Annotated in this window: 16 protein-coding genes, 1 pseudogene and 3 riboswitches (1 of these 20 running past the window's edge); of the genes and pseudogenes, 13 read left to right on the top strand and 4 right to left on the bottom strand. The window is 40.3% G+C overall.

Annotation, left to right across the window (positions count from 1 at the left end):
• Window positions 1-113: 113 nt before the first annotated feature.
• Window positions 114-206, top strand: a pseudogene (locus AM500_RS25715) (UTP--glucose-1-phosphate uridylyltransferase); the annotation flags it as partial.
• A 674-nt stretch (window positions 207-880) separates the two neighbouring features.
• On the opposite strand, the gene AM500_RS24235 reads toward AM500_RS25715, so the two are convergent.
• Window positions 881-2743: a glycosyltransferase family 2 protein gene (locus AM500_RS24235; protein WP_197282646.1), complete on the bottom strand. Its 1863-nt coding sequence runs from the start codon at window positions 2741-2743 to the stop codon at window positions 881-883.
• A gap of 209 nt (window positions 2744-2952) precedes the next feature.
• Window positions 2953-3915: a UDP-glucuronic acid decarboxylase family protein gene (locus AM500_RS24230; RefSeq protein WP_053601511.1), complete on the bottom strand. Its 963-nt coding sequence runs from the start codon at window positions 3913-3915 to the stop codon at window positions 2953-2955.
• Between the two features lie 277 nt (window positions 3916-4192).
• A riboswitch (purine riboswitch) is annotated at window positions 4193-4294 on the top strand.
• A gap of 130 nt (window positions 4295-4424) precedes the next feature.
• Here AM500_RS24230 and AM500_RS24225 point away from each other — a divergent pair.
• From AM500_RS24225 to AM500_RS24205, 5 genes are all read left to right on the top strand, one after another.
• Window positions 4425-5576, top strand: coding sequence for a BMP family lipoprotein (locus AM500_RS24225; RefSeq protein WP_053601510.1), 1152 nt, complete (start codon window positions 4425-4427; stop codon window positions 5574-5576).
• Between the two features lie 100 nt (window positions 5577-5676).
• The gene (locus AM500_RS24220; protein ID WP_053601509.1) at window positions 5677-7209 is read left to right on the top strand and encodes an ABC transporter ATP-binding protein; all 1533 of its coding nucleotides are present in this window, start codon (window positions 5677-5679) and stop codon (window positions 7207-7209) included.
• Entirely contained in the window at window positions 7202-8353 is a 1152-nt protein-coding gene (locus tag AM500_RS24215; RefSeq protein WP_053601508.1) for an ABC transporter permease, read from the top strand. Before AM500_RS24220 ends, AM500_RS24215 begins: the two co-directional genes overlap by 8 nt.
• The gene (locus tag AM500_RS24210; RefSeq protein WP_053601507.1) at window positions 8353-9312 is read left to right on the top strand and encodes an ABC transporter permease; all 960 of its coding nucleotides are present in this window, start codon (window positions 8353-8355) and stop codon (window positions 9310-9312) included. Before AM500_RS24215 ends, AM500_RS24210 begins: the two co-directional genes overlap by 1 nt.
• Window positions 9313-10018: 706 nt before the next feature.
• Window positions 10019-11488, top strand: a complete 1470-nt coding sequence (locus tag AM500_RS24205) for a UDP-N-acetylmuramoyl-L-alanyl-D-glutamate--2,6-diaminopimelate ligase (protein WP_197282645.1) — start codon at window positions 10019-10021, stop codon at window positions 11486-11488.
• 106 nt (window positions 11489-11594) lie between these two features.
• Here the strand turns inward: AM500_RS24205 and AM500_RS24200 are convergent, their stop codons facing one another.
• Together AM500_RS24200 and AM500_RS24195 are read right to left on the bottom strand one after the other, a co-directional pair.
• Window positions 11595-11909, bottom strand: a complete 315-nt coding sequence (locus AM500_RS24200) for a hypothetical protein (RefSeq protein WP_043932664.1) — start codon at window positions 11907-11909, stop codon at window positions 11595-11597.
• A 59-nt stretch (window positions 11910-11968) separates the two neighbouring features.
• On the bottom strand, window positions 11969-12472 hold the full coding sequence (locus tag AM500_RS24195) for a GNAT family N-acetyltransferase (RefSeq protein ID WP_053601505.1): 504 nt from the start codon (window positions 12470-12472) through the stop codon (window positions 11969-11971).
• Window positions 12473-12667: 195 nt separating this feature from the next.
• Here AM500_RS24195 and AM500_RS24190 point away from each other — a divergent pair, with 195 nt between their 5' ends.
• The 7 genes from AM500_RS24190 to ptsG all read left to right on the top strand — a co-directional run.
• Window positions 12668-13624 (top strand): AAA family ATPase, encoded by a 957-nt coding sequence (locus AM500_RS24190; RefSeq protein WP_053601504.1) that lies wholly within the window; start codon window positions 12668-12670, stop codon window positions 13622-13624.
• Window positions 13624-14829 carry a DUF58 domain-containing protein gene (locus AM500_RS24185; protein WP_053601503.1) on the top strand — a complete coding sequence of 402 codons (1206 nt, stop codon included), beginning with the start codon at window positions 13624-13626 and terminating at the stop codon, window positions 14827-14829. Before AM500_RS24190 ends, AM500_RS24185 begins: the two co-directional genes overlap by 1 nt.
• The gene (locus AM500_RS24180) at window positions 14826-17042 is read left to right on the top strand and encodes a DUF4129 domain-containing transglutaminase family protein (RefSeq protein WP_053601502.1); all 2217 of its coding nucleotides are present in this window, start codon (window positions 14826-14828) and stop codon (window positions 17040-17042) included. Before AM500_RS24185 ends, AM500_RS24180 begins: the two co-directional genes overlap by 4 nt.
• Before the next feature lie 33 nt (window positions 17043-17075).
• Window positions 17076-17177, top strand: a riboswitch (purine riboswitch).
• A gap of 123 nt (window positions 17178-17300) precedes the next feature.
• Window positions 17301-18848, top strand: coding sequence for a glutamine-hydrolyzing GMP synthase (guaA, locus tag AM500_RS24175; protein WP_197028475.1), 1548 nt, complete (start codon window positions 17301-17303; stop codon window positions 18846-18848).
• A 90-nt stretch (window positions 18849-18938) separates the two neighbouring features.
• Window positions 18939-19040, top strand: a riboswitch (purine riboswitch).
• A gap of 111 nt (window positions 19041-19151) precedes the next feature.
• Window positions 19152-20483 carry an NCS2 family permease gene (locus tag AM500_RS24170; RefSeq protein ID WP_053601501.1) on the top strand — a complete coding sequence of 444 codons (1332 nt, stop codon included), beginning with the start codon at window positions 19152-19154 and terminating at the stop codon, window positions 20481-20483.
• Between the two features lie 136 nt (window positions 20484-20619).
• On the top strand, window positions 20620-21462 hold the full coding sequence (glcT, locus tag AM500_RS24165) for a glucose PTS transporter transcription antiterminator GlcT (protein WP_053601500.1): 843 nt from the start codon (window positions 20620-20622) through the stop codon (window positions 21460-21462).
• 206 nt (window positions 21463-21668) lie between these two features.
• A protein-coding gene (ptsG, locus tag AM500_RS24160) for a glucose-specific PTS transporter subunit IIBC (protein ID WP_053601499.1) crosses the window boundary here: on the top strand, window positions 21669-22219 show its beginning. 1492 nt of this gene lie beyond the right edge of the window; 551 of the gene's 2043 nt are visible here — the first part of the coding sequence; its start codon is at window positions 21669-21671; its stop codon lies beyond the right edge, outside the window.

The following is a 22219-nucleotide window of genomic DNA, read 5'->3' as shown; positions in this document are numbered from 1 at the left end:
CCGAGAAGGGGATAGTTCTATAGCATATTTTCCGCCCTTTCTTTGTTGGTCAACCTGCCTGTAAATCCTAATCATGAATAGTTAAATACTAGTTTAAAAGGGAGGCTAAGTTTGTGAAATGTAAAAAGGCTATTATTCCTGCAGCAGGGTATGGAACTAGGACCTTGCCCATAACCAAGGTCTTGCGAAAAGAAATGCTGCCTATTTGCGGCAGGTCATAAACTCCAAATAAAAATAGTATGAGTAAAAATGGCGTGTGGCGTAACACACGTCATTATTGTTAAAAGAAAAATCTCCTTTAAGGTTGAATCAATCGGAGTGAGGAGACCTAGTTTAATATTTTTAAGACAATATTCTAAAACTCTTGCTTCCCCACGAACTTATTGAAATTAGATATGTCGAAATCAATTTTATCAATTCCAGGCTGATCCCCATTCGAAAATTCGAAACCGTACCAGTATAGCCCCAATAAATGATGATACTGCTAAATCCCAAAAGAACTAATCGTCCAATAAAGGACGTAATATACGTAGAGGAAAATTTCTATTGCTTTTGTTCCTGAAGAACAAAAAGTTAAATTGGTTAGTCCCGCTCCATGCAGGCTGATTGGTTTTGGCACAAGGAAATCAAATCTTACAGTATTAAGTATCTCTTTAGATGAAGTAAATTTTGACAATCATAACCCATAAAAGCTTGTTCGTACTATCTATAATTCATCCAAAATAATGCCATATTAATAAGAATAGTTAGGAGTTTTTAATTCTGTAAAATACCTGATTAATTGATAGGAGCAAAAGAAGACCGAAGGTTTCAACGGGTATATGTATGAGAGTGAAAAAAAGTCGAGGCCCCCAAGTTGTTATTAGGGGCCTCGGCCAAGTTAAAAGTAGCCATTTTCGATAAAACCATGATTGCCGTTATGAAGTAGAAACAAGTTTCGATTAAGATTGAATCCCTTTTTTTCAAGGTCTTTAATCACTTCCTCCTTAAAATGTTCTTCAAGGATAATGATTACGTTTGTCTTGCTTTTTTTGGAAAAAGGTTTTTTATTCTTTAACTCTTTATAATCCTTATATTTAACAGGGTTGTTATATTCATTACTCAAAATTGCTGTTTTAAAGTTTTTACGGGTTTTGGCTGTACCATATATCAATAACGTTGGTTTACGTTTATTTTTTCCATGCATTTTATTGATCTGGTTAACAGTCAACTTGATGATTTCAAAATAAGTACTTTCCCATTTTTTGAAAGACAGTGAACTTTTATCTATCCTATATTTATAAAGAATTTGATTGACTTTATCAATCGGTCCTTTTCGGTACAATTTCATCCATAAATCCCAATCATAAGCAATTCTATAATTTTTATCGTATCCACCAACCTGCAAATAAGCATTTTTTAAGAAAAAACCAGTCCCATGGCAAAATGGTGTTTGGAAGAAACGGTTTCTGTACAGTTCATCCCTTGATTTCAATGAATTGAAGTGTGATACCATGCCAGCGAGCTGATCTTCAGTTAGCGTGTCTGATATACACTCAATCATACTTCCAACTGCAATGACATCTGGATGGGATTCCACGTGCCCTACTTGTTTTTCAAGCCGATCGGGGTAACTTATGTCATCTGCATCCTGAACTGCGATCCATTTACCTTTTGCTTTATTTATTGCCAGGTTCAGACAATAGGCCGCACCCATATTCTTTTTTAGATTGATTACTTTTACTCTAGAATCGTTAATCCGGCTTAGTAAATCATTGGTTTTATCAGTAGAACCATCGTTGACAATAATATATTCAAAATTTGTATAGGATTGTGACAATATGCTGTTAATTGCCTCCATAAGGAATTCCTGGCCATTATAAACAGCTGTTATGACTGATACAGTTGGGGAATTTTTCATTTTTTTTTGGTATTCCTTAATATGTTTATTGCTTAAATGAAAGGGAAAAGGAATCTGCATCTGTAACCCTTCTGATTCTCTATAAAGGGTCTTCGTTTTAGGCTGAATTGACTCTCCGCTATTAAAATAGTTATAGCACCAAGGATGATCCTTCATTGAATTATATTCATAGGTTTCGGCCTCGTCTAAATACTCTGTTTTCAACATATATAGGATATTACTTTTATCTACATATATCTCTAATTTCTGATCAAACCATCTTCCCAATCCTGAAAAATGAATAAAACGAAGGGGCAACCCGTTAACTAGAAGTTGGTTATCCTTTGATGTTTCAATCTTGCGCTGTGAAAAGTTCCAGCTTGCTACATTATAGCCAACGTGCTTGAGCACTTTATAATTATCAAAAAAACAAGGAATGAGGTTTAGCCATTTTTGATCAAGGAAAAGACCTCGATTATGGTCAATATAACAAAACTTTAGTACTCTATTCCCCCACCAGTTTAAAAATTCCCGAGTTTCCGTATCCCTTCTTATTCCAATCAATCCACCGTTAAAAACTCCATCCTTTAGATTGACTGCTTCCTCCCAATCTGTAAAATACTCATCTTGTGGTGCCAATCTATGTGGAGTTATAACAATTGAATAATTGTCTAACAAGTACTTAAGTTCTTCAAGAGGGCTATATACTTTTATGTCTGAGTCCAAGTAAACGAATTTTTCTTCATCCTGGAATTTGTTAAGAAGGTAGTTTAGTAAATGGGGTTTGATAGCACAAGAGCTTTCATAAGCATTATATTTAAATACCATTTTATAAAAATCAGGAACCCCTAAATCTTTTGCCAAGACAATTTCATCAAAATATGGGCTGCTCGCAGCGATTGGGTGAATACTCTCCTCAAGTAAGCAAAGTACAACTTTGGATTCAGGATGATACGCCTTCAATGATTTTGCCAATACTAGGGCAAGAGGAAGATGATTTGTACACGTTATTGTTGTAAACAACATCAAATTTCACCTTTCTTTCTATCCCGTTATAATAGTAAGTTATTTATCTAAATAATATCCAACTTTACTTTACATTCTTGAATGGTTTTTTGCAGACCTTCACTTAATGTTACGGAAGGTACCCAGCCCAGTAATTGTTCCGCTTTCATAATATCAGGGCGACGTACTTTTGGGTCGTCGACAGGAAGTGGGTGGAAAGTTATTGAGCTAGTAGAAACGGTAAGTTTCTTAACTAAATTGGCCAATTCAATTATGGAGTATTCGACCGGATTTCCAATATTAACAATCTCTCCATTTGCCTCATCTTTTTCCATTAATAGCTTCAACCCATTAACAGTATCTTTGACATAACAAAAGGAACGAGTTTGCGACCCGTCGCCATACACTGTTATATCTTCACCCTTTAAAGCCTGAGTGACAAAGTTTGAAATAACGCGCCCGTCATCATTAGCTAATCCAGCAGAATAGGTATTGAAAATTCGCGCTACCTTGACCTTTGTCTTGTATCGCTTGAAATATTCATAGCAAAAAACCTCCCCTAAGCGTTTGGCCTCATCATAACAGGCGCGCGGCCCCCATGTATTCACATTACCTCGATATGTTTCCGGCTGTGGATGGACTTCGGGATCTCCATAGGCTTCGCTCGTGCTGGTATAGACCATTTTTGCCTGATTCCGCTTAGCCAGTTCAAGCATATTCCTTGTTCCGATCGTATTTACATTTATAGTTTCGAAAGGAAAGGCTTGATAATATTTGGGGGAAGCGGGGGAAGCGAGGTGATAAATTTCGTGTACATTATTTATGTCGGGATCTTCCAATAATAATTGGGAACATGAGTCCATTTCCTTGAACATAAACCGATTATTGGTAAGCAGACTTTGTATATTAGAACTTTTTCCAGAGCTAAAATTATCCACGCCAATTACAAAATTTCCTTCATTTATTAATTCCTTGGCAAGGTGAGAACCCAGGAAGCCAGCAACCCCTGTTATTAGTACTCTCTTCTCCATAGTTCACCTCTATATTTACAGTCTCCTAACATACTATGAACTAAAGGAAATTTTGTTTGGGTGGGGACGGAAAAATTGATTTCTGTTGTATTATAAACTTCTCAGGAGGAGACCGATAAAAAAGGTGATCTACTCTATTTTGAATCGAAGACACTGTAGCCAATTAAACATGAATCCAATTATTGCATCTTTCATTATTTCCGGATAATAAGTCTCCTTTTTTAAAAATTGTTCATGTTTTGTTGACAGAAGAATACTCCGATGCTACTATGGGGAAGTAAAAATTAAATATTATTCTCGTATAATATTGGGGATATGGCCCGAAAGTTTCTACCAAGCTGCCGTAAATAGCTTGACTACGAGGTTGTGTATATTATGTATGGGGATATATTTGTGTTTATTTCCATGCATCTACCTTCCTGAAGTCAAGCACCGGTATTTTACTCGGTGCTTTTTTTAATTTTTACACATATGAAATTCAACTAGATTAACAGGGAGGAAGATTTTAAATGGCAAAAGGCACTAAGAAAATTGCGATGATTTTATTCATTGCTTTACTAACTGTTGTTATGGCAGCGTGCGGCAATAACGCAGATAAGAAAAATGAAGCTAAGGCTGGAACAGATAAAGAAGGGTTGAAAATTGCCATTGTAACAAGTCCTTCAGGCGTTGATGATGGCAGCTTTAATGAAGATAACTATAACGGTATATTGAGCTTTATTGAAAAGCATCCACATGCAACAGTAAAGGCGATTAAAGAAGAAACAGGTGATCCTGCTGCGGCTGTACAAGCTGTTGCTGATATTGTGGCAGATTATGATGTCATCGTAACACCTGGATTCCAATTTGCCGGTGTTTCCAGTATTGCTGTAGAAAATCCTGATAAAAAATTTATTTTAAATGACTCTGAACCTGCACCTGTAGGTGACCAAACAAAATTTGATAATATCTATGCGATGAATTTTGCTGAACAAGAAAGTGGTTTTTTTGCAGGAATGGCTGCAGCACTAGAAACAAAATCAAATAAAGTAGCCGTAGTAAATGGTATTGCATACCCTTCAAATGTAAACTATCAATTTGGCTTTGAATCAGGTGTAAATTATGTGAATTCGGTTTTCGGTAAAAACGTTGAACTTGTTGAATTATCAGGTTATGCAGGGACAGATGTAGAAGGTAAAGATGTTGGCGGCAACTATGCGGGATCCTTTGCAGATGAAGCAACTGGAAAAGTGATTGGAAATGCCTTGATTAAAGAAGGAGCAGATATCATCTTTGTTGCAGCAGGCGGGACTGGGAATGGTGTATTCACAGCAGTTAAGGAAGCTAAAGACGATGTAAAAGTAATTGGTGTCGATGTTGACCAATTTGATGACGGTAAAAATGGTTCTGAAAATATTGTTTTAACATCTGCGGTAAAATTCATGAGTATGAATATTGAAAAATCATTGAATTCTGTTGTTGATGGAAGCTTTAAAGGTGGAAACGTCGTTCTTCATGCAGATACAGATTCAACTGGTTTCATAAAAGAAGAAGGCCGCCATCAATTATCAGACGATACACTTACTAAATTGAATGAAGCTTACAAGTTAGTGCAAGACGGTACAATCGTACCTGCTTCCAATTTTAATGGCCATACTCCAGAAAAGTTCCCTGGTTTATAACAGTAACTAGTAAATTATGAAATGACCAGCAGAAGTTTATCATTCCCCAATCTCTGGGGGATGATAAACTTCTTATTTTTCCTAATAAAGGAGCAGAAAAATGTCTGATTATATTGTAGAAATGAAACATATAACCAAACGATTTCCTGGAATAGTGGCAAATGATGATGTGTCCATTGGCATTAATAAAGGGGAAATCTTTGCCTTGCTTGGGGAAAATGGCGCCGGTAAATCAACGTTAATGAGTATGCTTGGCGGTATGTACGAACCGGATGAAGGAGAAATTTTCCTTCGTGGTGAGAAAGTGCAAATTAGCTCACCCAATCATGCCGCAAAGCTTAACATAGGCATGGTCCATCAGCACTTTAAGCTCGTCTCCGATTATACGATTACAGAGAATATTATTTTGGGAGTTGAGCCAATTAAAAAATTGGCAGGTCTTTTTCCATACGTAGACATTCGAAATGCCAATCGCAAAATTGAAGAACTGTCTAAAAACTTCGGCTTAGAAGTGGATGCTACAAAAAAAATAGACGACCTGACTGTTTCTATGCAGCAACGAGTGGAAATTTTGAAGGTGCTTTATCGTGAAGCGGAAATTCTTATTTTCGATGAACCAACTGCAGTCTTGACGCCACAAGAAATTGATTTCTTGCTTGGTATTATCGAAGGTCTGCGAAACGGTGGAAAAACAATAATTTTAATTACACATAAGCTGGAAGAAATTAAGAAAGTTGCCGATCGATGTGCTGTTTTGAATAAAGGAAAATTAGTTGGCGTGTTGGATGTAAAGGAAACGTCTACGGGGGAAATGGCACGGCTCATGGTTGGACGGGAAGTAAATTTTGAATCTAATAAAGCCCCAGCTGTAATGAAAGAGGAAGTATTGAAGGTTGAAAACTTAACGATTAAAAATGAAGATGGTTTCGAAGTAGTTAAGGATGTATCGTTCACCATCCATGGCGGCGAAATTTTTGCTATCGCGGGAGTCGCAGATAATGGACAAGTTGAAATAGCAGATGCGATTGCCGGATTAACTAGTGTTAATAGCGGAAAAGTGCTCCTCCAGGGTAAGGACATTACGACTGAAAGTATAAGAAACAGAACAGAAATTGGGATATCGTATATACCTGAAGATCGACAAAGATTTGGACTTGTATTGGATTTTGATTTATCTACTAACTTAGCATTAAAGCAGTACTATCAGGAGCCTTTTTGCAGTAAGGGAATCCTGAATAAAGATGAAATTGACCAATTTGGCAGCAAATTGATTGATAAATATGATATTCGAAGTGGACAAGGAATTAAGACGCAAGTTCGCTCAATGAGCGGCGGTAATCAGCAAAAGGCCATTATTGCCCGTGAGATTGAATTGCAATCGCCGCTGATGATTTTCGTTCAGCCAACACGAGGGGTCGATATAGGTGCGATTGAAAATATTCATAAAATGATTATTGAAGAACGGGATAAAGGAAAAGCAATCTTGCTCGTTTCATTGGAGCTGGATGAAATTATGAATATAGCGGATACCATTGGAGTTATTTATAATGGCCAATTTCAAAAAATCGCCAGCAGTGACTCGTTAACAACGAATGAAGTTGGCGAATATATGATGGGGGCAAAGCATGAATAAAGATAGTAAAAGAAAAAGCTTACGTTATAGTCTTCTTCAGCCAATAAGCAATGAGAAATGGCAGCCTATCTCCATTCCATTCGTCTCCATCCTAATAAGTTTTATTGCAGCAGCCGTTGTTATCCTTTTGATTGGCAAAAATCCCTTGCAGGCATTTTTCAATCTGCTCCAAGGGGCAGGAATCTTCCCTAAGCCTTCTTATGCTGGCTATAAGAGCATGTTGACTGATTTTTTGAGTTTGCTAAACGCGATGACGCCACTTGTGTTTGCAAGTTTGGCGGTTGCTGTTGCATTTAGGGCAGGTCTTTTTAATATTGGGGTTTCGGGACAAATGCTCGTCTCTGGTTTTTTAGCGACGATAATCGTTGGCTACAGCGGTTTGGATGCGATATTCGCCAAGCCCTTTGTGCTGGTAATCGGACTTGTCGCTGGAGGCTTGATGGGAGGATTAGTAGGGTGGCTAAAATATAGATTTAATATTAATGAAGTCGTATCGACGATCATGTTAAATTATATTGCTCAATATGTGATAAGCTTTTTTATTCACATGTATTATATTGATCCTGTTTCAAGACAATCCAAGTATATTGGAGAAGCAGCAAGGTTGACTTTAGTTAATGTTGAGATAGCCAACCAGAAAATGGATATTCCACTAGGCTTTATTTTAGCTATTATTACCGCTATTTTAATTAAATTTGTTATGGATAAAACAGTGGTTGGTTTTGAAATTAAAGCGGTAGGTTCCAATCGCAATGCAGCTAAGTATGCAGGAATTAATGTTGGAAAAAATACGGTCCTGGCAATGGTTATGTCAGGTGGTTTAGCTGGCCTGGCAGGTGTGACATATTATTTAGGTTATTTTTCTTCCATCCAGCCAAAGGTTTTATCAAGTATCGGTTTTGACTCAATTGCTGTATCACTATTAGGAAACTCTCATCCAATTGGCGTCATTTTTTCATCATTTTTAGTATCGATTATTGATCAGGGAAGCACATATATGAGTTCACAGGCTGGAATCAGACAAGAAATTTCTTCTGTTATCATCGGGTTAATCCTATTGTTTAGTGCATGTGGCGGATACTTGAAACATAAAGCCAGCCGCTTGAAGGAAAAAGAAGTAGAACGAAAGGAGAATGAATCATAATGAATACAGTAATTATTGATGGATTATCCTTTGCTCTGCCTCTTTTTATTATCGCAATAGGCGGCATATATAGTGAAAAAAGCGGAATTACCAATTTAGCACTCGAAGGCTTTCAAGGTTTCGGGGCATTCATCGGGGCACTTTCAGCTGTACTAATCGCAAATGCTTCTGGCAGAGATATTCAAGATCTTGTTTATGTCGCGTTACTTTTTTCGATGATTGGCGGGATGGGGTTTTCGATTATTCATGCTGTACTAAGCATTAAGTTTAAGGCAGACCAAGTGATCAGTGGTGTTGTCATAAATATATTGGCATTAGCACTAACGACCTTTTTAACGACTCAAATAAATGCCCTTGTATTTGGATCGGCTTCGGACAAGTTTCGTTTGGGTGTATCCGAGCGGTTTACGATTGAGGGTTTGTCCTCTATACCAGTGATTGGTGCGGTCTTTACAAATGTGTATCCGTTCGAAGTAATTATCATCGTGATAGCCATTTTTGCCTGGTATCTTTTATATAAAACAAAATTTGGCATGCGTCTAAGAGCCAGCGGAGAAAATCCCCATGCAGTTGATGCAGCGGGTGTAAATGTATCAAAAATTAGATATTCCGCAGTTCTTATATCGGGTGTGCTAGCTGGTCTGGGCGGCATGTGTTTTGCCTATTCCATTTCAGCTAACTTTTCATCAAATATTTATATGGGATATGGATTCTTGGCGATCGCTGCCTTAATTTTTGGGAATTGGAGGATTCTCCCTACTTTAGGCGCTTGTCTTTTATTCGGGTTTGCGAAATCCGGGGGAACGTTTATTGCCCAGTCAATGGCATTGCCAAGCAGCTTCACCGATTTGTTCATGATTTTACCGTATGTATTGACGTTATTGTTATTAATCTTTTTCTCTAAATCAAATCGCGCTCCAAAAGCATTGGGTGAAATTTATGACAAAGGGAAGAGATAATCGAGAAAAGCGGAAGCGCCTTGCTTAGCGCCGTATGGACTGGAGGGCCTCGAAGGAGATAAAATGAACCTTCCATCAGCGCTTTTTGCTGATGGTTAGGTGAATGAATCGGACCTTTAGGGACAGTTGCCGACGAAGGAGGCCTACTGTCCCTTAAGGTGGGGTAAAGGAAACACGATGAGCGCAAGCGAATCGATGTTGACTTATCGTAACGAGGGGACCGAAGTACACTCGGCGCTAGGCGCTCCTCATTACACAATCGCGTAATTTCGTGCGATGCATTTTCGGGGAAGCTTTCCTTGTGGAGCTAGACAATCCTCAAAGAACAGATATACTTTTCAATCAGTGAGGGGGTCACCCCCCGCTAGGATAAGGGATTAGACCCAACAGTTGGACGAATTAAGAAAATGGGTCCGGACAGTTGGTTAGACTTTGGGGATAGAGGCCTAACCTTTTGAGGATAGGCCTTTTTCTTTTGGCAACAGCGACTTTATCGACTTGGACCAAAGTTTCATATTTAGGAATAAGGAATTCATGGATACTTGCATATTTTGGATGGTCAGAGGGCCTTTCAGACTATTTTGATAAATACAGGTACCCAATGTTTATTCATCCAACATTTTTTGTGTATAGTATTTTTATGTATATAATTCGTCAAATTTCGAAAAATACTAAGGTTCATAAGAATAATAATGAGGAATTTAAAATGCAGATTACTTTAACGGAATTGCTTCGCAAGGTCGGAATCTCCTGCAATAACGATAGTATTATTACTGGGATTGAGTCCGATTCAAGAAAAATTAAACAAGGTAATCTATTCGTGGCAATCTCTGGACATGATTCTGATGGACATGAGTTTATTAGGCAAGCGATTAAGAATGGAGCAGCTGCCATAATAGGTGAGCGCGAAATTGAAGATGTTCGGCCAACTCCTTATTTCAAAGTGCCCAATTCGAGGCATTTGGTTTGGGCATTGGCAAACTCTTTTTATGGGCAGCCTCAAAACAAACATAAAATGATTGGTATTACCGGTACAAATGGAAAAACAACCACAGCATATCTCTTACACCACATCCTGACTTACAATGGGAAGACATCATCTTTGCTAGGAACAGTGGAATATTTTTTAAATGGGGAACGGCATAAATCAACATTAACAACACCTGATGCTATTTCGTTTCAAAAAATGATTCATGAAAGCAAGGATGAATTTGTGGTGATGGAAGTGTCCTCACATGGACTAGACCAGTACCGGGTTGCTGGCCCGATGCTAGACTATGCTATTTTCACCAATCTTAGCCACGAGCACCTTGACTATCATTCTGATATAGAGGAATATTTTCAGGCGAAAAAAATGATATTTCAGTGTCTGAAACCTGAAGGAAAAGGGATAGTTGGAGCGTATACTCCCTGGGGTGAAAAAATGGATGAGGAATTGGCACAGGAGCGGGTCCCTTCTATATCGTTTAGCCATAGAATGAAGAAGGAAACAATCCAGCTTAAATCGTTTATTTCAGCTCCCCAGCTGTCCCTGGTAATTGAAGATAACGGAAAAGAATATACAGTTAATATGAAAATCCCAGGAAAACATAATGTATATAATGCTTTGGGAAGCTATATATGTGCAAGAGATATTGGGTTTACACCCGAACAAGTGATCACAGCTTTGCAATGTTTTCAAGGAGTGCCCGGAAGATTTGAGCAAATCGAACTTCCTACTGGCTCAAAAGCGATTATCGATTATGCCCATACTCCAGATGGGCTGCGCCACGCTTTAGAAACAGCAAGCCATTGTGTTGAAAAAGATCTCTATCATATATTTGGTTTCAGAGGAAAGCGGGATTCATCCAAACGCCGCGAAATGGTTGAAATCAGCCAGGCTATTTGCAGCCATGTCTATTTGACTCTTGATGATTTAAATGGTGTGGAAAAAGAACAGATGATAGAGGAGTTAAAGGAATTAAGCAAACCTTATCAGAATATTACCATCATAGAAGACCGTACCGAAACAATAGCTTTTGTCATAAACTCTTTAGGGAAAGGTGATGGCTTCATCATAACCGGAAAAGGGCCGGAGTCTTACCAGGAAGAATATGCATATAAAACTAAAAGCGACAGGGATACTATTCTTCATTTGATTTCTGAAGAAATGGCCTTTGAGCCTATAAATGGTTAAAGCAAATGTAATAAAGGGCAGCTGACTTTGGTCAGCTGCCCTTTTGTATGCAATGATCTAGTTGGAACGTAAAAGAGGCTTTCCTGGATAGGGAATCCTCATTCTGTTACCAGCTTTGGCGGGCTGTCCTGTTTTGTGAACGGTATGCATCGATCAGTATAACGACCGCGGAAATCATATGCATGATCATGCCCAGTACAGGAATCCAGCCGAGTAAAGATGTAACCAGGCCGAGGATGTTTCCCGCTTTCGGTTCATTTTCCTTAACTGCAAAGACAATTGTAACGATATGAAGGATGGCCATTAAAAATAGCGGCGTCCAGGCTGTAGAAATAATGATTAGCCCGCCGAGTACAGGGATTCCCAGCAAAGCCTCAAGGCCTCCTGAAACCCACTTAAGGGTTGTTGATACATTATTCATATTTCCGTCCCCTTTCTTTTCGTATTTATTTTACGTATTGGTTATAGGTTTAGTTTCACCTAATCTTTATATTTTTTGGACATCGAACTAGAAGATATCCTTGTCATGACGATATATTCAATAAAACCGCTTTGAAAGCGGCAGATCTCCTTAAATCCCTCCTTACGATATAAGGTTATTGCCCGCAAATTAAAAGCCGCGACGGTAAGCCGGAATGTACAGCCTGGATGTTCCAAACTTATATCATTAAGTATGAATGAGAAAAACTCTTTTCCAAAGCCTCTTCCTGTAAGTTTAGGATTCATTCCAAGGCCAATATCAATAAAACCCTCTGGGTAGGCTTTAAATTCCCTTCCAGCAGGAACTTGTGCGGCAGGCCCCTTGCAATAAAACCCTACCAAATTCCCATTCTCATCTACTAGAACAACATAAGTATTTTCAAGAAGCTCTTTCATTCCTTCTGGGGAAGGATCGCTATTATAAAAGTCATAAGGGGGTTCATAGTGCCAATTTAAAATTTCATAAGCAAACTGTTCATTCATAATCACCGTATCAAGCCGCATCCAAAAGCCATCCTTTTAATATTAATTCAAAAAAATTGAAACTTTTACCATGTGTAAATCGTCAATTAATAATCGGTTTTTATTCAGTTTTTTTATGGCAACAGGAATTTTACAGAATTTATAGAATTATCTTATGTATGATAAACTTACTATAAGAACATGGGATTATCAATCATAGAAAGCGGGAGGAATAAGATGGCGCGTGAAACAATGAATCTTAACATCAACAAAATTTTGATGAATATTGAGAAGGTAATGACAGGCAAGCGTAATGTAGCGGAACTAAGCCTGGTGGCATTATTAGCCGAAGGACATGTGCTGCTGGAGGATGTTCCAGGTGTAGGGAAAACAATGATGGTCCGCTCTCTGTCAAAGTCTGTTGGCGCAACTTTCAGAAGAATTCAGTTCACCCCAGATCTTCTTCCTTCTGATGTGACGGGGATTTCCATATACAATCCGAAGGAACTGGAATTTCAGTTTCGTCCAGGCCCTATTATGGGCAACATCATTCTGGCGGACGAAATAAACCGGACCTCCCCGAAAACACAATCCGCCCTCCTAGAAGCAATGGAGGAACAAAGTGTAACAATAGATGGAGTTACGCGCCGACTTGAAAAGCCTTTCTTTGTTATGGCTACACAAAACCCAATAGAGTATGAGGGGACATATCCTCTGCCAGAAGCCCAGCTTGACCGCTTCTTGCTTAAAATGAAGATGGGCTATCCGGAAATTGCGGAGGAAATGGAAGTACTCAATCGTGCTCAAAACACGCCTCCAATCGAGGAACTCGAACCCGTTGTCACATTGCAAGAACTAAGAGATCTCCAAAAGGAAATTAAGCTTGTGTTTGTCGATGAGACGGTTAAACGGTACATAGTTGATATCTCTAACAGGACAAGAGTTCATGAAAATGTTTATTTAGGTGCCAGTCCGCGTGGTTCGATTGGTTTGATGAAAGCAGCCCAGGCATATGCATTCATCTATGGACGGGACTATGTACTTCCGGATGATATTCAATACCTTGCCCCATTTGTCCTTTCCCACCGATTGATTTTGAAATCCGAGGCCAAGTTCGAAGGAATTACCGCAGAGGAAATCATTAACCGCATCGTTGCGAGAGTGCCGGTACCGGTTCAAAGGCTCGTGAAATAATGAAGGAAAAGCTGGCGGCAATTAAGCATACTTGGAAGTTCATTGTCTTACTTGTTCTTGTGGTTTTGGCTTTTTGCTACGCGATGTTCCAAGGCGGGTTTGTCAGCTGGTTTTTGTTTTACAGTTTCCTGCCTTTTGCAATCTACTCAATTGCTGTTTCCCTCTATCCAATAATGGATGTTCAAATTGAACGGCATTTGCCAAAGCACGAATTTAATGCAGGGGAACCGCTCAAGGTCCAAATGATTCTTAGGCGTACCAATTCTTTCCCGCTGTTTTATATTTTTGTTGAAGATCTTTTAAGCGAAACGTTGAAAACTCCTGGAAAAAAGGCTTTATTATTTCCGGGCTTCAAAAAGGAAATAATCTTTGACTATTCAATCGATGATTTGCCTCGTGGGGAACATATCTTTCATTCCGTTAAACTTAAAACAGGAGACTTGCTTGGAATGATTGAAAAAGAACGAGAAGCAAAATCTGACAGTAAAATTATTGTCTATCCATCCTTTACAGAAATGCTTTACCGGCCATTTGAAAATCACTACGATCAGGGTATGACTGCTTCAAGGGAGAGGGTTCAGCGGGATACAACTATGGCAATTGGCATTAGGGATTATCAGCCCGGTGATCGTTTCTCGTGGATTAACTGGAAGGCTACCGCAAAGCGTAATGAAATTATGACAAAGGAATTTGAGCAAAGGCAATCGCATGATGTAATGGTTGTCTTGGATTGCGCGCCAGAACCCCGTTTTGAGGCGAATGTTTCATTCACAGCATCTGTCACAAGAGCTATTTTGAAAAAAGGGGCTCAAGTTGGACTTCTTACCGTAACAAGGGAGAGAGCATCATTTCCAATCCGGGGTGGAGAGTCCCATCTTCAGCAAATTTTTTATCATCTTGCCAAGGTTCAGCCAGTTTGCGCAGTATCAGTTGATAAAGTTCTTGAAGCGGAAATGTTTTATACCGGACAAAATGTAACGATGATGATCGTGACTTCAACACTTACGAAGCAGTTAATTGAAAAAGCAAGCTTTCTCGGACAAAAGAAGGGGATGGTGACAATTTTTCTTTTAAAAAATGAGAAAGAGTCTCCATCTAATGAAGAATTGTCTCTAAAAACGGTGGGGAATACGAGGGGTGTCAGGGTGATCATGGTTCATGAGCACCAATTTGAAACAGCCTTTTCGGAGGTGACCCTGAGATGAGCACAAATGCAACGAAGAGAGATACTACTTCGCTAATCCTTTACGGACTGGGCTTCTTGCTAATATGGGAATGGCTTAGGCCGGTTCAGGAACTGACGGATACCGAACAAATAGAAGTCTTTTTGATTTTCCTGCTGATTTCGTTTGCAGGGCCAATATTTAAGCTGCCGGCGGCCATGCAGTTTTTTATTAAAACGTTTTACATGTGCTATGCCATCTATAGGCTTTATTTTACTGGCGGCTTTTTTAAGATTGAATGGTGGAAACGGTTTTTTGTGGATATTAAAGTAAATCTTAGCTTAATCATTAGTTTGGATTTCCAGCAGCTTTCCAATAGTTTCAGGACAATTATGTTCTTCCTCCTTCTTTGGCTCATGGTATATCTGATTCAATATTGGCTTTTAAACCGGCGCCGCATATTTGTCTTTTTTCTTATGACTATAATTTATATCACTGTCATCGACACATTTACGAACTATAACGGAAATGCATCAATTGTCAGGGCGGTCGTTGCGGGATTTTTAGTAATGGGAATATTGACTTATTCCCGCCTATTGGCTGAGGGAAAGCTTGGCGGAAATTCCACACTTGCCCGCAAATGGATGGTCCCTCTTGCTATTATGATTTTCTTCAGCACAGCAGTTGGTTACGCGGCACCAAAGGCTGACCCGGTATGGCCGGATCCTGTTCCATTTTTGAAATCTTTTAATGATAACAGCGGCTCCGGCAGTGGCGGGGTTTCCCGAATTGGTTATGGAACAAATGATTCCAGGCTTGGCGGGCCGTTTTTACCGGATGACACAATTGTGTTTAGGGCAAAAGCTGAAAGCCGGCAATACTGGAGGGTAGAAACGAAGGATGTATACACCGGAAAAGGCTGGATCGTATCTGACCGCGGTGCTGACGCCCTGGAATTCACACAAGAGGATTCTGTCCCGCTGGAAGGATATCCTGCAAGTGTAAAGATGGAAGAAGAAAAGGCCAATATATTTATGTTGTTGAAGTACCCGCACATCGCCTACCCAACAACTGTCAAACAGATTCAATCTGATCCCGGTGTGACCTATACAATGGACCCTGTTTCTGAGAAAATACTTACTGTTGACAGTGGCCGTCCGGTTAAGCTTGATAATTTTTCCTTTCAATATGTGGTTCCGGCCTTCAAAATGGAAGACTTAAGATTGGCGGATGGATCGAATAACGAGAAGATGAGCGAAGCATTTGTTGAACGCTATACCCAACTCCCAGAGGAGCTCCCAGAAAGGGTAAAAGAGCTTGCCAAGGAGATTGCGGGCGGGGCGGATAACTGGTATGACAAGGCGAAGTCGGTTGAGAACTATTTCGATAGCAATGGTTTTACCTATGATCAGAAGGAGGTAGCTGTTCCTGGTGATAATGAGGATTACGTTGACCAATTTCTGTTTGATACAAAACAAGGGTATTGTGATAATTTCTCCACCTCGATGACTGTAATGTTAAGAAGCATTGGGATTCCGGCACGGTGGGTTAAAGGTTACACAGAAGGAGAACTAAAGACGGTTGGAAAAGAAGGATCTCAGGAGCGCCTCTTTGAAGTTACAAATAACAATGCCCACTCATGGGTCGAGGTATATCTTCCAAACCTTGGGTGGATCCCATTCGAACCGACTATAGGTTTTTCTAATAGCATTCAAATTGACCGTAGTATAGATCAAAATTCATCCGGTGCTACTCCCGATTCCTCTCCGAGTCCAAGTGATTCCAATCCTCGCAACGAAATCGATCCATTGGAGGAGGTTGATCCTGTAGCCCAGCAGGAGATTGCAGGACTGAGTGCTATGGAAGAAGCAAGACAGTTCGTTAAGAATAAGTGGAAGTGGATAGTGGCGGGCATAATGGCAGTTCTTGCGGCAGCTTTTTTAATATACAGAAAGCGGGGGAGTTGGCTCCCTTATTATCTGGTTCTCAGGTTCAAATTTGCCAATAATGATGATCAATTCGCCAAAGCGTACATTGCCTTGTTAAAACAGCTGGGCCGATATGGCTTAAGGAGAAAAGAAGGCCAGACGCTCAGGAACTATGCAGGCTACATCGATCACTTCTTTTCTTCGAGGGAAATGGGCAAGCTTACATCCTATTATGAACACTATCTATACAAACATGAATTGCCTAAAGGAACCTGGCAGGATAATAAAAAATTGTGGGAAAAATTAATTAAAAAGACAATCTCTTGACCGAATGCAGATGAATGGCTAAAATGATAAAATAATTGAATCGTACGCAACCTTCATATATCCTCGATGATATGGATCGAAAGTCTCTACCGGGCCACCGTAAATGGCCTGACTATGAAGGCAGTAATTTCAGGGCCTTAGCCGGAATTCTGCCTTCTTTTTGTTTTTAAAAAGGGCAGGATTCCGGTTTTTTTATTTGTTGAAGAGGTGTGTTTCCTGCTTTGTGTACATACTAAAGCTGAGGTGGAAAATATGAATATGATTAGTGGGAATTTGGACCAGGAAATGGTCGTGGTCCTCGATTTTGGCAGTCAGTACAATCAACTTATCACTAGACGGATTAGGGAATTTGGAGTTTACAGCGAGCTTCACCCGCATACGATGACGGCTGAAGAAATTAAGGCGCTGAATCCTAAAGGTATTATTCTTTCCGGCGGGCCGAATAGTGTATATGATGAAAATTCATTTCGTTGTGATGAAGGCATTTTTGAATTGGGGCTTCCGGTACTAGGGATATGCTATGGCATGCAACTGATGGCTGTTCATTTTGGCGGAAAGGTTGAAAAAGCTAAAAACCGTGAGTATGGAAAGGCAGCAATTTCTGTCGGGCGGGAGAGCCGGCTATTTAGCGGATTGCCTGAAAACCAGGTTGTCTGGATGAGTCACGGCGACCTGGTTACTGAGGTTCCTCCAGGTTTTACTGCGGATGCAGATAGTCCGTCCTGTCCGATTTCATCCATGAGTGATGAGGATCGGAAGCTGTATGGCGTACAATTTCATCCTGAGGTACGTCATTCTGTGCACGGAAATGAGCTGCTTCAAAATTTTGTTATGGGAATTTGCGGCTGTAGCGGTACTTGGTCGATGGAGAACTTCATAGAATTTGAAATGGAAAAAATCCGACAGACCGTTGGGGATAAAAAGGTATTATGCGCCCTTAGTGGCGGGGTTGATTCCTCTGTTGTTGCTGTTTTAATTCATAAGGCAATTGGCGACCAGCTTACTTGCATTTTCGTTGACCATGGGCTTTTACGCAAAGGGGAAGCCGAGCAGGTAGTGAAGACATTTGCTGATGGTTTTAATATGAATGTCATCAAAGTTGATGCCCGCGATCGCTTTATGGATAAGCTCCGGGGAGTATCCGACCCTGAGCAAAAGCGAAAGATTATTGGCAATGAGTTTATTTATGTTTTTGACGATGAGGCCAGTAAGCTTGAAGGAATCGACTATTTGGCTCAGGGGACGCTATATACCGATATTATTGAGAGCGGGACAGCAACTGCCCAGACAATAAAATCACATCATAATGTCGGCGGGCTGCCTGAAGATATGCAATTCCAATTAATTGAGCCGCTTAACACATTGTTTAAAGATGAAGTACGCGCACTTGGTAGTGAGCTCGGCATTCCGGATGAAATTGTTTGGAGGCAGCCATTCCCCGGCCCGGGCCTTGGTATCCGTGTTCTAGGAGAAATTACTGAGGATAAGCTTGAAATTGTCCGCGAATCTGATGCTATTTTGCGCGAAGAAGTTAGAAAAGCCGGGTTAGAACGAGAAATCTGGCAATACTTTACCGTGCTTCCGGATATACGGAGTGTTGGGGTTATGGGAGATGCCAGAACCTATGATCACACAATTGGCATCCGGGCGGTTACCAGTATTGATGGAATGACCTCTGATTGGGCAAGGATACCTTGGGATGTCCTTGAAACGATTTCAACTCGAATTGTTAATGAAGTATCGCATGTTAACCGGGTTGTTTACGATATCACAAGCAAGCCGCCTGCTACAATTGAATGGGAATAACAACTATACGAACGATTTTTAATTCATATTAAAAATCGTTCGTATTTTATTGACGCCAACCAGTCCACCTGATAAAATAACAAAGTACTTATAAATTTCATATGTTTGCTTCGTATAATGCCGGGGATATGGCCCGGAAGTCTCTACCAGGCTGCCGTAAATAGCTTGACTACGAGGTAATATAGATTGGTTTGCCTCTCTTTGGCTAACTGTTTATATTTGCCTTTGTCAGCGTCCCGGCGGTTTTGTACCGGGGCGCTTTTTGTTTTTTAAAAAAGGAATTTCAATTAGGGGGATATTAATATGAAGAAGTACTTCATGTTTGAGGAGCTTGGAACGAACTTCCGCAGGGAAATAATCGGCGGTATTACGACTTTCCTTGCAATGGCATATATCTTGGTCGTTAACCCGCTTACATTGACATTAGCCGATGTTGATGGCTTGCCTGATGCAATGCGAATGGATCATGGGGCAGTCTTTGTAGCAACAGCATTGGCAGCTGCGGCTGGTTCCATTATTATGGGGCTGATTGGAAAATACCCGATTGCCTTAGCTCCAGGGATGGGCTTGAACGCTTTCTTTGCTTATTCAGTAGTACTTGGCCACGGTGCGCCGTGGCAGCATGCCCTGGCAGCGGTTTTTATATCAAGTGTATTCTTCTTGTTATTAACGATATCAGGCTGGCGTGAAAAACTCATTAATGCTATACCTGTGGAATTAAAGTATGCAGTTGGTGCTGGAATAGGCCTGTTCATTACATTTATTGGATTGAAAAATGCGGGGATAATTGTTAATAACGATGCGACCCTTGTAGGATTGGGTGACTTGACTTCGGGTAATACACTGCTTGCAATTTTTGGCTTGCTGATAACTGTCATTATGATGACTAGGAAAATAAGCGGTGCTGTATTTTATGGAATTGTGATTACTGTTATTGTAGGCATTATTTTTAACCTTATTAAAATGCCTACAGGCGTGGTTGGTCCAGTTCCTAGCATTGAACCAACCTTTGGTGCGTTGTTCTCATCTTTTAATGACGCTTCATTTTATACTTCTACAATGCTTGGCATCATCTTGACATTCTTGTTTGTTGACTTCTTTGATAATGCGGGAACATTAGTGGCTGTTGCAAATCAAGCAGGATTAATGAAAGATAATAAATTGCCTCGTGCTGGCCGTGCGCTTTTCGCGGATTCAATTGCATCATTGGTCGGTTCGGTCTTTGGGACATCAACAACAACTTCATATGTTGAATCAACCGCTGGGGTTGCGGCGGGTGCGAGAACGGGTCTAGCGGCTCTTGTCACAGCGGCTTGCTTCATTCTGTCACTATTTTTCTTCCCGCTTCTATCGGTGGTAACATCACCAGTCACGGCACCGGCATTAGTTATTGTCGGGGTCCTGATGGTTTCGAATCTGGGTAAAATAGAGTGGAACCGTTTTGAGATTGCAGTTCCATCCTTTTTGACAATTATCACAATGCCACTTTCCTCGAGCATTGCAACCGGGATTGCGGCTGGTTTCATCTTCTACCCGATCACGATGCTTGTTGCAGGGAAAAAGAAAGAGATTCATCCGATCATGTATTTGTTCTTTGCTATATTCCTGCTTTATTTTATCTTCCTGACAGAATAGGATTTGTCAAAGAACCGGCCGTATTGGCTGGTTCTTTTTCGGTTCTGCTATGAAGGTACAAACATTTGACTATCCTATAAGTCTCTTTTAGAGTTAATAGTACAACCCTAATGTAGGAAAAGCAGGTGCGGGCTACATGGCAAGCTTGTCTATTAACAAGATTCTAAATAATAATGTACTTATTGCAGACCATCCAGACTATGGCGAGGTTGTTTTGATAGGAAAAGGGATTGGATTTAATCGTAAACCTAAAGAGGTACTTGATCCCGGGATAGCAGAAAAGGTCTTTGTCTTAAAAAGCGAGAAAGAACAAAAAAGCTATATCCAGCTTCTCCCGTTTCTGGAGGAGGGTTTACAGAGGCATATCATTTCTGCAATTGAATTAATTAAAGAGAAGGTACCTGGAACGTTAAATGAGCATATTCATGTTGCACTTACGGACCACTTAATGTTTACGGTCAGCAGGGTAACTAACGGCATGGAAATCCGAAATCCTTTCTTAATCGAAACAAAAGCCCTTTATCCGACAGAATATAGTATTGCCAAGTCTGTGATGCAAGTTTTTGAAGAAAGGGCAGGAATTCACTTGCCTGAAGGGGAAGCCGGATTTATTGCTCTTCACATCCATAGTGCTTTGACCAACAAAGAGTTATCCGATGTAAACAAGCATTCGCAACTAGTGACAAATTTGGTACAAATGATTGAAGAACAACTTGATATTACTATCGACAAGGAAAGCGTGGACTACATGAGATTAGTGCGTCACCTGCGTTTTGCCATCGAACGGGTGAAAAATGGTGAGAAGGTGGAAGAGCCTGAAACAATATCTCAACTATTGAAAGAATTATATCCAATATGCTACAATTTATCTTGGAAGCTCATCAAGGTAATGCAACAGACGCTGAAACAGCCAGTCTTTGATGCGGAGGCAGTTTACCTGACTATGCACTTGCAAAGACTGCAGAAAAAAATAAAATAGCATTCATCTTTTTACGTGTTACTGATTCGATCAGGCATGAGTAAAGAAGATAGTTGCCATGGAGTTAGGAAACGGGATTATTTGCCCTCTTTGGGGTAAATTAATTCCAGCCCTTTCTCTGTTGCAATTGTTTTCTGAACTCATGCCTTTTTTGCGTTTGTTGACTTATGTGAGGATCCAAAATTGAGTTTAGGAGGAATCATACGATGTTTAAAAAAATCTTTGGTGTTTTACAAAAAGTTGGTAAAGCACTGATGCTTCCTGTCGCACTTCTTCCCGCCGCTGGTATTCTGTTGGCGCTAGGTGCGGCGCTGCAAAACCCTGTCCTGCTGGATATCGCACCGTTTTTGGATAACAATGCGGTAGAAATGGTTGCGGCTGTTATGCAAAAAGCGGGTGACATTATCTTTAGTAACCTTCCGCTTCTATTTGCGGTCGGCGTCGCAGTCGGTCTGGCAGGTGGAGAGGGCACCGCCGGGCTGGCAGCAATAATCGGCTATCTCATTATGAATGTTACGATGGGTACAGTCCTGGGTCTTACTTCTGAAGATGTAAATGGCTTGAATTATGCAAATGTACTTGGAGTGGCAACTCTTCAAACTGGTGTGTTTGGGGGAATTATCGTTGGTATAATTGCGGCTGCCTTATATAACAAATTCTATGAAATTGAACTGCCATCTTATCTTGGTTTCTTTGCCGGAAAACGTTTTGTCCCAATTATTACAGCAGCTACTGCTGTCTTGCTTGGTTTGGCGAT

The sequence above is a fragment of the Bacillus sp. FJAT-18017 genome (assembly GCF_001278805.1).
Taxonomy (GTDB): Bacteria; Bacillota; Bacilli; order Bacillales; family Cytobacillaceae; genus Bacillus_D.
The sequence above is the reverse complement of the archived record's forward strand: the minus strand, read 5'-3'. Positions and strand labels throughout refer to the sequence as shown.